This window comes from Shinella sp. HZN7 (genome assembly GCF_001652565.1).
In the GTDB taxonomy this organism is placed as follows: domain Bacteria; phylum Pseudomonadota; class Alphaproteobacteria; order Rhizobiales; family Rhizobiaceae; genus Shinella; species Shinella granuli.
This window is the reverse complement of record NZ_CP015739.1, coordinates 278,666-290,439: the sequence shown is the minus strand read 5'-3', so window position 1 is coordinate 290,439 and position 11,774 is coordinate 278,666. Positions and strand designations below refer to the sequence as shown.

General features: G+C 63.1%; 11 protein-coding genes. 4 read left to right on the top strand and 7 right to left on the bottom strand.

From position 1 onward, the window contains the following. Window positions 1–21 precede the first annotated feature (21 nt). The gene (locus shn_RS28565; RefSeq protein WP_064333918.1) at window positions 22–930 is read left to right on the top strand and encodes a LysR family transcriptional regulator; all 909 of its coding nucleotides are present in this window, start codon (window positions 22–24) and stop codon (window positions 928–930) included. Then, window positions 927–1,835: a LysR family transcriptional regulator gene (locus shn_RS28560; protein WP_064333917.1), complete on the top strand. Its 909-nt coding sequence runs from the start codon at window positions 927–929 to the stop codon at window positions 1,833–1,835. Before shn_RS28565 ends, shn_RS28560 begins: the two co-directional genes overlap by 4 nt. Here the strand turns inward: shn_RS28560 and shn_RS28555 are convergent. Next, window positions 1,814–2,548, bottom strand: a complete 735-nt coding sequence (locus shn_RS28555; RefSeq protein ID WP_084438618.1) for an MBL fold metallo-hydrolase — start codon at window positions 2,546–2,548, stop codon at window positions 1,814–1,816. The genes shn_RS28560 and shn_RS28555 overlap by 22 nt on opposite strands. A gap of 214 nt (window positions 2,549–2,762) precedes the next feature. On the opposite strand from shn_RS28555, the gene shn_RS28550 reads away from it, so the two are divergent. After that, window positions 2,763–2,960 (top strand): hypothetical protein, encoded by a 198-nt coding sequence (locus shn_RS28550; RefSeq protein ID WP_064333915.1) that lies wholly within the window; start codon window positions 2,763–2,765, stop codon window positions 2,958–2,960. Here shn_RS28550 and shn_RS28545 read toward each other — a convergent pair. The 6 genes from shn_RS28545 to repA form a co-directional block, all read right to left on the bottom strand. Then, window positions 2,918–4,813 (bottom strand): methyl-accepting chemotaxis protein, encoded by a 1,896-nt coding sequence (locus tag shn_RS28545; RefSeq protein ID WP_064333914.1) that lies wholly within the window; start codon window positions 4,811–4,813, stop codon window positions 2,918–2,920. The two genes, shn_RS28550 and shn_RS28545, sit on opposite strands and share 43 nt — an antisense overlap. Beyond that, window positions 4,810–5,175: a hypothetical protein gene (locus shn_RS28540; RefSeq protein WP_064333913.1), complete on the bottom strand. Its 366-nt coding sequence runs from the start codon at window positions 5,173–5,175 to the stop codon at window positions 4,810–4,812. The genes shn_RS28545 and shn_RS28540 overlap by 4 nt, the downstream gene beginning before the upstream one ends. Window positions 5,176–5,840: 665 nt before the next feature. After that, window positions 5,841–6,551 (bottom strand): hypothetical protein, encoded by a 711-nt coding sequence (locus shn_RS28535; RefSeq protein ID WP_064333912.1) that lies wholly within the window; start codon window positions 6,549–6,551, stop codon window positions 5,841–5,843. Window positions 6,552–6,623: 72 nt separating this feature from the next. Then, the gene (gene repC, locus shn_RS28530) at window positions 6,624–7,844 is read right to left on the bottom strand and encodes a plasmid replication protein RepC (protein ID WP_064333911.1); all 1,221 of its coding nucleotides are present in this window, start codon (window positions 7,842–7,844) and stop codon (window positions 6,624–6,626) included. Between the two features lie 155 nt (window positions 7,845–7,999). Then, on the bottom strand, window positions 8,000–8,974 hold the full coding sequence (gene repB, locus shn_RS28525) for a plasmid partitioning protein RepB (protein ID WP_064333910.1): 975 nt from the start codon (window positions 8,972–8,974) through the stop codon (window positions 8,000–8,002). A gap of 70 nt (window positions 8,975–9,044) precedes the next feature. Then, the gene (repA, locus tag shn_RS28520; protein WP_064333909.1) at window positions 9,045–10,253 is read right to left on the bottom strand and encodes a plasmid partitioning protein RepA; all 1,209 of its coding nucleotides are present in this window, start codon (window positions 10,251–10,253) and stop codon (window positions 9,045–9,047) included. A gap of 447 nt (window positions 10,254–10,700) precedes the next feature. Here repA and shn_RS28515 point away from each other — a divergent pair, with 447 nt between their 5' ends. Continuing rightward, on the top strand, window positions 10,701–11,702 hold the full coding sequence (locus tag shn_RS28515; RefSeq protein WP_064333908.1) for a LacI family DNA-binding transcriptional regulator: 1,002 nt from the start codon (window positions 10,701–10,703) through the stop codon (window positions 11,700–11,702). Window positions 11,703–11,774 lie beyond the last annotated feature (72 nt).

The following is an 11,774-nucleotide window of genomic DNA, read 5'->3' as shown; positions in this document are numbered from 1 at the left end:
ACTGAAAGTATCGGATGAACCGTGGACAAGCTTCGTGAAATCGAAACCTTCGTGGCGGTGGTCGCCGAGCAGAGCTTTGCCGGCGCTGCGCGGAAACTGGGATTGACGCCGGCCATTATCGGCCGGCGCATCAGCCAGATCGAAGAGCGGCTGGGTGGGGTCCTGCTGGTGAGGTCGACCCGCAAGCTCGACCTCACACCGCAAGGGGAGGAATTCCACAGGCATTGCAAGGTGATACTGACGCGTCTCGAAACCGCCGAACGGCTGGTCTCGGACGGCAGGAAATATGCAACAGGCCATCTGATCCTGTCGGCGCCCGCCGCCTTCGGCCGTCGCCATGTCGCCCCCCACCTTCCGCCCTTCATGCGGGAGAACCCCGACGTGCGGGTTTCCCTCAATCTCAGCGATCATATCACGGATCTGGTTCGCGAGGGCTATGAGGTCGCGATCCGGCTGGGGCCGGTCATCGACACGAGCCTTGTCCAGGTCCGGCTTGCGACCAACCGGGCCGTCCTGTGCGCGGCGCCCGGCTATCTGCGCGAGCGTGGCACCCCGCTCGTCCCGGCCGATCTGGCCCATCACAATTGCCTGGCCTTCAACGAATATGGCGGCCAGCCGCGCGGCTGGCATTTCCTGGTCGACGACCGGCCCGTCACGTTCAGGCCGTCGGGGACGCTCTCGTGCAACGATGGCGAGGTCCTGGCGCAGTGGCTGCGCGAGGGGCGCGGGATCGGCTGGCGCTCGCTTTGGGAGGTGGCTGCCGAACTGTCTTGCGGAGCGCTCGTGACGGTTCTCGACGACCATATGCCGCCGGGCTACGACGTGACCGCCGTCTATCCGGTGCAGCCGCACCTTCCGGCAAAGATCGGCCTGCTCATCGAATGGCTGCGAACCGTTTATGCCCGGCCGGGCTACTGGGAGGCGCCGTGAATCGTTACAAGGAGATGCGGGCCTTTCTCGCCGTCGTCAAGGAAGGCTCGCTGGCGGCCGCCAGCATCAAGGAAGGCATCACCTCCTCCATGCTGGGCCGGTACATCGACAGCCTCGAGCGGCGGCTCGGCATCCGCTTGCTGCACCGCACGACCCGGCACCTTTCCCTGACGGAACAGGGTGTGTTCTTCCTGAAGCACTGTCAGGAACTGGTCACCGAAATCGATGTGCGCGAGGCGGAGATTTTTCCCGATATCGCGCAGGTGACGGGGCGCCTGACCGTTCTCGTGCCGCCGCATTTCGGACGGCATCATGTGGCCGTGCATGCCGGCGCCTTCCTCGCCGCGCATCCGAACGTGCAGCTTTCCTTCAATCTTTCCAACGATTATGCCGATCCGACGACGGCCGAATACGATCTCTGCATCCGCATCGGAAACGTCATCGATCGAAGCTTCGTGACGACGAAACTCCTCAGCAACAAGCGCGTGGTCTGCGCGACGCCGGCCTATTTCGAACGTTTCGGCCGGCCCCGGACGCTGGAGGATCTCGGGCAGCACAACTGCCTTTGCGTCAACCTGCGGGCCGGCTTGCACCGGGAATGGCTTTTTCAGGAGAACGGCAAGCCCGTTTCCGTGAAGGTGGAGGGCACGATCGATTGCAACGATGCCGATGCATTGATCCGCTGGGCCCGCGACGGGCTGGGCCTGGCCTGGCGGTCGACCTGGGAAATCGGCGCCGAGATCGCCGACGGCCGCCTCGTCACCGTTCTCGACGACTATGCGCTGCCCAGCTTCGATATCACCGCCGTCTATCCCCGTGACCGGCCTCTGAAGTCGGCGCGTCTCTTCGTCGAGACGCTGCAGAACGCCTATTCCCAACCGGATTACTGGACCGTCAGGGCGTGAGACTGGCCGCCCGGCACGATCTCGATCCGTTCACGGCAGGTGGAAAGGGAGCGGAACCCGTCACCGGCGCGGGCGAGCGGGACATCGTGGCCAGGGACGATGATGTCGGCCATCGCCAGGATGCGGTCGATGCTTTTCCGCGCGGCTTCGGCATCGAAGGCGCCCGTCAGGGTCACGGCAGTGACTTCACCGCGATGTTTGAGCGCATCCTGCGCAAGCACGACTTGCTTGCCGTCGACGGTCAATGAAAGCGAAATATGCCCACCGGTATGTCCCGGGGTGCAAAGCACGCGAATCCCCGGCAAGACTTCCGGCTCCCCGGACATCAGGCGGAGCTGGGGCTGTCGCAACAGGGTTTCTGCAAGAAACAAGGGGACCGCGGGATCGGCCGCGCCGTGATTTTCAAAATAGTCGCGTTCCGTTTCATGGAGGAGAAATTCGGCCTGCGGGAAGCATTCGGCATTCGCCACATGGTCGAAGTGCAGATGCGAAAGAATGATGGTCTTGATATCGCTGTTTCGAACTCCCCTCGCGGCCAGCGCCCTGAGAAGCCCGGGACGGTCTCCGGCAGCGCCGGTATCGAAGAGCGCATAGCCGGCTGCCGTCCGCAAGAGAACCGTCGTACTCCATCCAAGGAAACCCCGTTCCGTGCGGCCGGGAAATCCGGTTAACAGGGATTCATAGCCAGTTTTCCTTGACGTCTGTGAATTCATCTTACGTTTCTGCCTTTCCGATCGTCAGCTTTCGTGCGCGAAATCAAGCCGAGCCAGCGACTGTTGCAGGCAAGCGTTTCCGTCTGCAAGGCTGGAGGTCTCTGCCGAGCGCTTTTCAGCCGTGCTCGAATATGTTGTGCGAGTCCTCCCTCGTCATCCTCTCTACAACCGGTCGACGGTGTCGAAATGCGGCCACGGGACCACGAGGAGATCTTTGACGACGCTCGAAACGGGCGACGCCGGCAGCGCCTGCCGGCTGATGCCGAACCACATCGACCACCCGGCCGCTCTCGATTCCAGCGTCCGCAAACCCGTCGATCTGGGCCGGGACTTCGAGATATGGCAGGTTCCGGAAATACCGCGGCCCGCTCAGGCCGCCCTTGGCGGCAGTCTCCCGGTCGCCGGGATCTGACACTGCGCACCGGTGGGACGGCCGCCAAGCTGGAACCCGGAAAGCAACTGCTTCAGGTGCTCGGCCTCCGTCGCGAGGCTCCGGCTCGCCGCCGAGGACTGTTCGACGATCGCCGCGTTCTGCTGCGTGCCCTGATCGATGATCGACACGGCATTGTTGACCTCGTGCAGGCCGACGGCCTGTTCGCGCGCCGCTTCGGCAATGGCCGTGACGTGCTGGCTGATCTCCTGCACATTGCCCACGATCGCCTGCAAAGCCGTTCCGGTCTCGCCCACGAGCGCCACGCCGGATTTCACCTGCTGTTCCGACCGGGCGATCAGGGTCTTGATTTCCTTGGCGGCCGTGGCCGAGCGTTGCGCCAGTTCGCGGACCTCCTGCGCGACGACGGCGAAGCCCTTGCCGGCTTCGCCCGCGCGGGCGGCCTCGACGCCGGCATTCAGCGCCAGCAGGTTCGTCTGGAATGCGATCTCGTCCATCATCTCCGTGATCGAGCCGATCTCGCGGGAGGATTGCTCGATCTCGCCCATCGTGGTGATCGCCCTGCGGACAACCGTTTCGGACTGCTCGGCGCTCTGCCGGGATTCGGCAACGAGCCGCCCGGCCTCCGAGGCCCGTTTTGCGGTCGTGCTCACCACGGCGGTGATCTGTTCGAGCGCGGCGGCCGTCTCCTCGATGGACGCGGCCTGCTGCTCGGTGCGCTTGGACAGGTCGGCGGCCGTGTGGCTGATTTCGCTTGCGGCGGCATCGACAGTGACCACATTGCCGCCGACGGCCTGCAAGGTGCTGCACAGCGTCTTGACCGAATGGTTGAAATCCTCGCGTAGCTTGTCCAGCGCGGGAATGAACGGCTCCCTGATCTCACAGGCCAGGTCGCCCGTGGAGATGCGGCCGAGGCCTGCGCCGATCTCGCGCACGGCCCGCACGCGACCCGAAATGTCGGTGGCGAACTTCACGATCTTCACCACCTTGCCGTCCTTGTCGAGGATCGGGTTGTAGGACGCCTGGATCCAGACCTCCCTGCCCGCCTTGCCGATGCGCAGGAATTCCTCGGCGACGAACTCGCCCGCACGCAGCTTCTTCCAGAAATCGGCATAGGCGGCGCTGCGCGCATGGGACGGTTCGACGAAGAGGCTGTGGTGCCGCCCGACGATCTCGCCAAGCTCGTAGCCGAGCGCAGAAAGGAAAAGGTCATTGGCGGTAAGGACCTCCCCGTCTGTGGAGAAGGCGATGACGGCCTGCGAGCGGGAGATGGCTTCGATCTGGCTCTGGGCATCTCGGGCGACCTCCAGCAGATCGGCCGAGCGCCCGGCTTCCTGGCGGGCCTCCTCGCCCTTCTCCACCGCGGAGGCCAGAAGCTTGCGCGTCTGTTCGATCATCCAGACGAGCGCCACCGTTTCGAGGATCAGGATGACCGCATGCAGCATGACCCGCTGGAGGCTTCCGCCGCCGTAGAAGACGAAGGTGTCGAGAAACAGGCCGAGGCCGATGTGGTGGAGCGCGACCAGACCGGCGCCGAGCAGGATCACGCGGACATCGTACATTAGGGCGCTGACCGCAAGCGCTGCGAAGAACATCATGTGAATGTCCGTCTGCCAGGGATGATTGCGGGCAACGATGAGAAGGGCAACGATCTCGGCCACCAGGACGGATACGACCATGAGCCGGAGCGCGTCGCCGTGGCGGGCGAGGAACCAGGTGGCGCCGAGGCCGAGCAGGCCGGCCACGGCAAGTCCGGAGCCGAGGCCAAACGCGCCCTGCAGGAGAAGATCGGTTGCCAGGACGCAGCCCGCCAGGATGGCGATAAAGGCGCAAAGCGCGATGGTGGCGTTCCTGCGGATGTTGTCGAGCGTCATGTGTCACCTGCGCCTGATCTGGATTGACCGTCGACGGACCGGCAGAGGCCGGTCGCCGCAAGCGTGAAGAGCGCGCCACGGGAGCGGACGCGTGATGAAAAATCCGGGTCCTTCGCATAGGCGATGACCACGTTCGAAAAACGGGAAGGACCAACGATCGCCCCGCCGGCCTCGGTGACACGCCGCCAGGCAGCCGCCTCGTCGGTGAGCGGCGGGAACACGACCGCCATCTGCCCGGTCGACGGCGGGGCCAATTCGGCAGCGCCCAGTCCGGTCGCCGTCAGGACAGCCATCGCAACGGCGGGCGCAAAGGCGCGAAGGCCTGTCCCGGCCTTGCTGTCACTGGCTGCCTCGTCCTTCATCCCGCCTTCACCAACCTGCATGAACGGATTGCGATGCTCCCGCGCCGGAAAACGACGCGGCCGTCGACACTCATGCGACGGAGAACATGACGGCATCATGCCGAGCTTCGGGACGCCCGGACGCCGCGTCGGCCGGCAACAGCAGACGGGCCGTCCAGCCTCGAACCGCACCGGCCGACAGCCGATCGTCCTCGACAGGCCCTCGCACCCAGCGGTGTTCGGCTATCTCCCGGATACAGCTTATATCACGACAAGTTAATGTTTTCGTACGCGCGAACCGGCGCCCGGAAATCGCCAATGTTCCAAGACGATCCGCCCTTGGTGCCAGTAGGGATATTGCAGCCAGGGCCGTCTGACGTCGTCGAGAGCCACTTATGCTCCTCAGCGCTGAGCTTCGTCCTTGCGAGCAGTAAGGCCTGTCGTCTCCGTATCAACAATCATGCCTCGCAATGGAACGCCTGGCCGCGGCGCAGCTACGATAGTGCGAGGCTGCAGCTTCGCGGCAGGACCCATCGGGCAAACCTGCGGGGATTACGAGGGAAGAACAGGCGGAGTGTCGTGCGAATCCATGACCACACACCTTATGGAACTGTGCGGTTTATTCCCTTCATTCAGGCCTTAACCGCACGGTGCATCGCATCCCCATAACAACGGATAAGATTGCCTTATCGGTCGTCTTCCTTTTGATGAAGAGGTATCGGTGTGGACGACACGGACGGCAAAAACTTCGCTCCGGGAGCATCAGCGTTACCGTACGGCAACCTGCTATCCAACAGGAAATCCAGGGTCTCGTCCGGGCTTTTGCATTCTCCCCTCTGGGTGGCATCGGACATCGTCCTGTAGGCGCATTTCTCGCCGACACCGACATCATGTAACGCCTGATGCCGGTGCCCCACAGGCTCGAAAAGCAACTGATGCCGGTCGGCATGTCTTATAGTGTAATGGAGATGGGCCTTGCATCTTTCCTGTAAAGTGGACCTTTTCGTCACAAGCCTTCGCCAAAGCCCGGCTCCCCTCCCCCGCGTAACCAGCCACCACAACGGCAGCCCGAAAGCCGCGACAAACCCGTTGTCCGTGAGCACCGTCCCATTCTCTCCGCCAAGAAAGAGCCGAACGTCGCCGGCATCCAGGATGGAGAGCAAGAGCACAGCCGGCCCGCCGAACAAGGTCGAACCCTCAATGAGAGCCGTGCTCGGCTCGAATCGCACCGAGAGCATCATCAAGACCATCGCGCCAAGGCTGAGGACGATGCCGAAACAGACCTGTTCCTGTCGTGGCGCAAGCCGATGGAACCGATCGCTCACATGCATGCAGGCTGAAACCAGCAGCGCACCGCAGGCAAGATTGCCCATAAGGACCTGCCGGATATGAGTCATTCCGCACCTGCTCCACGAAGTTCGCGAAACGAACCTACCGTGCACATGTTAATCCAACATTGACCCGCAGCCTCAACCGACATTCCCGACAGGCACCCCCTTACCGTTCGCCCGGAGCAATGCCATGAGCATTGGGCCGAGCGAGAACTGGCCGCGCGCCGCCTTTCGCGTCAGGTCGCGCAGATAGCCGCCCGGCGAGTTGATATGCCCTGCCCTTTCGAGAATGCAGGCGATCGCGACGGCCGCGTTTTCCGGTCCCATGGTTTCACAGGCCTCCTGATAGGCCGACGGGCTGACGCCAAGCGTGGAGCGGACGACCACCGCCGCCGCCATCAGGTCCCGCCAGTGGGTGATCGCGCCGTCCGGTCCGTACATCCCGATTTCCGGGCATGCCCTCAGCACCATCCCCAGCGGGAACGACCTGACCGGTTCGACAGGGCGTTCCCTGTTGGAAACGGACGGTTTGCCCTGCTCTTTTTCAGAGCAAGGTTCAAGTTCATGGATGGATTCGGATTTTGAATTATGTTTGTGCTGACGGTATTCGGCATCATTGGCGTCGGTTTTTTTTGAAATAAGCTGATCTTCCAGCATATTGACGATCTCTTCCCGCAACAGGGCCAGTTCGTCGAGGCATCCTTCCAGCTCGGTGGCATGCTTTGCGAAACGCAGCCGGGCGACAGCCGCCACATAGTGGTCTTCGATGAGGCCCCAATCGCCTGAAGCCCCCTCCTCCATCCCCGCCGAGATCAGCTTGCGGATATCCCGGCGCATGATGGAGATGCGTTCCCTGACGATCTTCAGGCGTCGGCGTTCCTCGGCCACCTGCTGGGCCATCTGCGCAAGCTCTTCCGAGCGGGCGAGCAAGGGCGCGAGACTGAAGCCGTAAGCCGTCTCTATCGTGCCGTCCCTGCCCTTTCGCGCGTAGCGCTTGCCATTGGGGCTGTCCTGGCGGTGGATGAGGCCCGCCTGAACGAGAAGCGCCAGGTTCTCGCGAAGGGTCGTGCCGGCAATGCCGTTCGCCCGCGCCGAGAGCTGCGCGTTAGAGGGAAACACGATAAGGTTCGCGTCCTCCTTCAATTCCACCTCGGGATGGAACGAAAGAAGCGCGTTGAGAACCGCAAGCGCCCGGTCGCGCAGCCCCATCAGGGATCGCGCATCGCAGGCGTCGCGGTAGATCTTCCACTTGTCGGCGGATTTCCCACGCTTGATATTGGCCGTCTCGAACTGGCCTTTCACCAGCGCAAGCGTCATCGGCCGCCGCCCGAAGGGCGTCGTCACATGTCCACTGTGCATTTCCTTCACCTTCCAAAAGGCAAAAGAAATCTGCTCACCAAAAAGGGTGCCAAAGACTCTTGACTGTGATTCGTGGAAATGCGATTCTCGGAGTGCTTAGTTCTGAGAGAGGCTTCCACGTGGGCAACCGCTTGGGGGCCTTTTTCTTTTGCTGTTCAGTCTCCCTTGTTTTCCTCGTCCAGGAACTGCGCGTAGAGCGCGTCCAGATTGCGCGAAAGAAAGTCACCGAACCGGGCGGCATTCTTCGCCTTCATCGACAGCGAAAAGATCTTGCCGCTGTTCTTGATCTCCGCCAGCACAGCCTTGTCCTGCGGCTCCCACTTGGCCTTGGCCAAAGCGGGCTCTGCCTTCCGGACCGGGCGCGTGCTCTTGTTCAGCGCGGCATAGAGCGCCAGGAAGCGCTCGTCCGGCGCCAGCGCCTGGAAGTCGGCGTCACGGACGATGCTGCGCACCTTGTCATTGTTGGATGCCTTGCCGGCCAGGAGCGAAAGCTCGACCCAGCGCTCCCGGCCGATGCCCGGCGCCGCGCCGATCGCGCGGATGATGTCGGCCGGGATGCGCTCGGTGACGGACATCATCTTGGAAATCGCCGCCGCATTGGCGGCCAGCGCCGAGGAAATGACCTCCCGATCATACCCCAGATCCTCCAGGCGCCGCGCGAAGAGCGCCCGCTCGATGAAGGTCAGGTTGGCGCGTGCGGAGTTTTCCTGGCCCTGCGCGATGACGTGGGTGCGGTCGTCGATCGACTTGACGACCGCCTTGACCTTGCGGCCGAGCTCGCGCGCTGCCCGCAGCCGCCGGTGGCCGAAGACGACCTGGTAGCGCCCGGCCGCCGTCGCATGCGGCCGCACGAGGATCGGCGTATCCTGACCCCGCTCGCGGATCGCCTCGACGAGCTCGCGGAAATCGTCATTGTCCTGTGCCAGGCGATCCTGCACGAAGGAATCGTCGATCAGGTCCGGATCGAACTCGACGACCGCCTCGCCTTCGAGAAAGCGGTCCGCCTGCTTGGCAAGCTCGTCGAGCGAACGCACGAGCGACTTTCCGGCGCCCCGCATCGGATAGGAGGCGGTCACCGTATTGTCATCCGGCAGTGCAGCCAGGCCTTCGAGGAGATTCTTTCTTGCCATCTTGTCAGTTCCGATAGGCCTCAGCCTATTGTTTTTCCTTCAATAAATACCGATTTTGTCAGCCGACAAATCAGCGCCCCCAGGAGCGATGGATGAGATCGGCGATTTCGTCATTGACGGCATCGAGCGATTCCAGCGCGCGATCATAGGTTCCACGGTTCATGGTGGCGCGCTCGACCTCGTAGAGCGTCTGCTTGGTGATGCCGGCGTCGGAGACGGCCGTGGACTTCACCATCTGGTTCTTCAGCATGAATTCGTGGAACATGGTCGACATGAAGCCGACCATCTGCGCCTGCGGCACATCCATCGGCTCGTAACGGGTGATGAGGTAGCGGTACCAGGAGAGATTGACTTCGGCCCCGGCCGCGCGGATCGGCTTCAGGATTCCGCCCAGCATCAGCAGGAACTGGCCCATCGACATGACGTCCAGCATCTGCGGATGGATGGTGATCAGCACGCTGGTCGCAGCCGTCAGGGCCGTCAGCGTCAGGTAGCCGAGCTGCGGCGGGCAGTCGATCACCACGACGTCGTACTTGTCGTCCACCTCGGCCAGCGCCCGCGAGATGCGGGTGAAGAAGGTCTTGCCCTCGTTCGACGACTTGTCCGCCATGGCGAGCGGCGTGTCGTATTCGTATTCCTGCAGGTCGAGATTGGCCGGGACGATATCGAGCCCCGGGAAATTGGTCGGCCGGATGATGTCCGCAAGCGCCTTCTTCTCTCCGTCATAGCGGATGGCATCGTAGATCGACGCCACCTGGTCGAGTTCCGGCTGGAAGCCGTGCAGGGAGGAGAGCGAGGCCTGCGGGTCGAGGTCGACCGCCAGCACCCGGTGCCCGGTCAGGGCGAGATATTGCGCCAGATGCGCCGCGGTCGTCGTCTTGCCGGAGCCGCCCTTGAAGTTGACGACGGCGACCACCTGCAGCTTTTCGCCGTTGCGACGATGCGGCACATACATGCGGCTTTCCGAACGGCCGTGCTGGTCGAGATACCGGCGCAGTTCCAGCATCTGCTCGGCCGTATAGGAGCGGCGACCGGACGGAGAGGTCTGCGGGGAGGGTCCCTTGCCGTCGAGATGCAGCTTCTTCAGGGTGCTTTGCGAAACGCCGACATAATGCGCCACCTCCGCCAGCGAGAACGACCGCAACGTCTTCCTTGCATTCGGCGGGAATCGTTGCACGCTGAGCAGATGCAGCTTCTTCGAGATCAGATCGCCCTGTTCGAGGATCTGGTCCTCGAAATTCACGATGTTGTGCACCGAAGCGCTCGGATTAGCGTTCATGAACGGTCATTCTCTCAGATAACGATTTTCAGCCGTAAAAGGCTACATAAGCGGGATTATGTGCGATTCTCTAGAGGGGACAAGGTTTTTAAGGTTAACAACCCGCCAGCCAATCGCCGTGAGACGGCCGCAAAAGGCTAACACCCTGCCGCAGCATTGCTTTTTCGCCCCATCACAGGCATCTGCTGCAAGCTGTCCGATCCTCCGCAACACCCGCGCACCGCGGCCGCATCAACGTCCCGGCACGCTTGGCGGCCGAATCGGGTTTCATCCTGCCATCTGCGCCGCACTCCGCCGATGCCTTGCAGTTCTGCAGGCTCATCGACAGATTTGTCGAGAATGGGCCTGTTGGAGACAGCGATTTGGTGGTGCATTCATGCGCAAGCCCGCGACAGGCGCAAGGCCTGCGCGGCGAAGCACGGACCGGTTCGAGGAGCCTGCGATACAATGAGCAAGTCCAATTACAAGGACATTGCCCGCCTTGCCGGGGTCGGCACCGCGACGGTGGAGCGGGTGCTGAACGGGCGCGGCGGCGTGCGCCCCGAGCTGGCCGAGAAGGTGGTGATCGCTGCCCGCAGCCTCAACTATCCCCGCACGCTGCCCGATGCACATCGCGGCTTGCTGCGCATCGAGGTCCTGATGGTCCGTCCCGAGACGACGTTCTACCGGCGCCTGTCCAAGGCGTTCGAGCGCATCGCCGCGACACTGGATCCCTTGGTCGTGGTGCATCGCAGCTTCACCGAGGAGATGAACCCGGAGCAGATCGCGCGCCATATCCGCTCGACCGACCTGCCGCGTGCGGGCCTCATCCTCGCCGTGCCCAACAGCCCGCTCATCAAGGCGGCGGTGGAGGCGGTCGTGGCCCAGGGCGTGCCCGTCGTGCATGTCGTCACCCGCGCCTCGGAAAAGACCGGCGCCTTCGTCGGCATCGACAACCAGGCCGCCGGGCGGACGGCCGCCTGGTTCATCGCCCGCATGGCCCGGACAGACGGCCCCGTCGTCGCCCTCTGCCATCCGATCTACCAGGTACACCGCGACCGCATCCGCGGCTTTTCCGATTATTTCGCCGCCCATCCCGGCCCGATCGCCTTCGAATGGCTCGGCTTCACCCGGGACGAGGAGCATTTCAGCGCGGAGACCCTTGCCATCGCGCTGGAGAAATATCCCGGTCTCGTCGGCCTCTACAATGCCGGCGGGGCCAATTCCGCGCTGATCAGCGTGCTGCGTCGCCATCCGCGGGGCAGGGACATCCTGTTCGTCGGGCACGAGCTGACCGATTATACCCGCGTGGCGCTCAGCGAAGGCATCATGGATGTCGTTCTCGACCAGGCGCCGGAAGCGCAGGCCCAGCGCGCGCTCGATCTCGTCCTGCGCCGCATCGGCCTGACGGATGTCGAACCAGACCCGAGCCCCATCCGCTTCATCACCATCACCGCCGAGGGCCTCTGATCTGATTTGATCAAGGAACCGTTCGGCATTCCGGCGAGCGCTTGATAATTTCCAAGTCGGGAGGAAAGCCGG

What these genes read in the sequence shown, in the direction of transcription:
- shn_RS28555 (WP_084438618.1), bottom strand. Translation starts at nt 2,548, where the DNA reads ATGAATTCACAGACGTCAAGGAAAACTGGCTATGAATCCCTGTTAACC.
- shn_RS28545 (WP_064333914.1), bottom strand. Translation starts at nt 4,813, where the DNA reads ATGACGCTCGACAACATCCGCAGGAACGCCACCATCGCGCTTTGCGCC.
- shn_RS28540 (WP_064333913.1), bottom strand. Translation starts at nt 5,175, where the DNA reads ATGAAGGACGAGGCAGCCAGTGACAGCAAGGCCGGGACAGGCCTTCGC.
- shn_RS28535 (WP_064333912.1), bottom strand. Translation starts at nt 6,551, where the DNA reads ATGACTCATATCCGGCAGGTCCTTATGGGCAATCTTGCCTGCGGTGCG.
- repC (WP_064333911.1), bottom strand. Translation starts at nt 7,844, where the DNA reads ATGCACAGTGGACATGTGACGACGCCCTTCGGGCGGCGGCCGATGACG.
- repB (WP_064333910.1), bottom strand. Translation starts at nt 8,974, where the DNA reads ATGGCAAGAAAGAATCTCCTCGAAGGCCTGGCTGCACTGCCGGATGAC.
- repA (WP_064333909.1), bottom strand. Translation starts at nt 10,253, where the DNA reads ATGAACGCTAATCCGAGCGCTTCGGTGCACAACATCGTGAATTTCGAG.
- shn_RS28515 (WP_064333908.1), top strand. Translation starts at nt 10,701, where the DNA reads ATGAGCAAGTCCAATTACAAGGACATTGCCCGCCTTGCCGGGGTCGGC.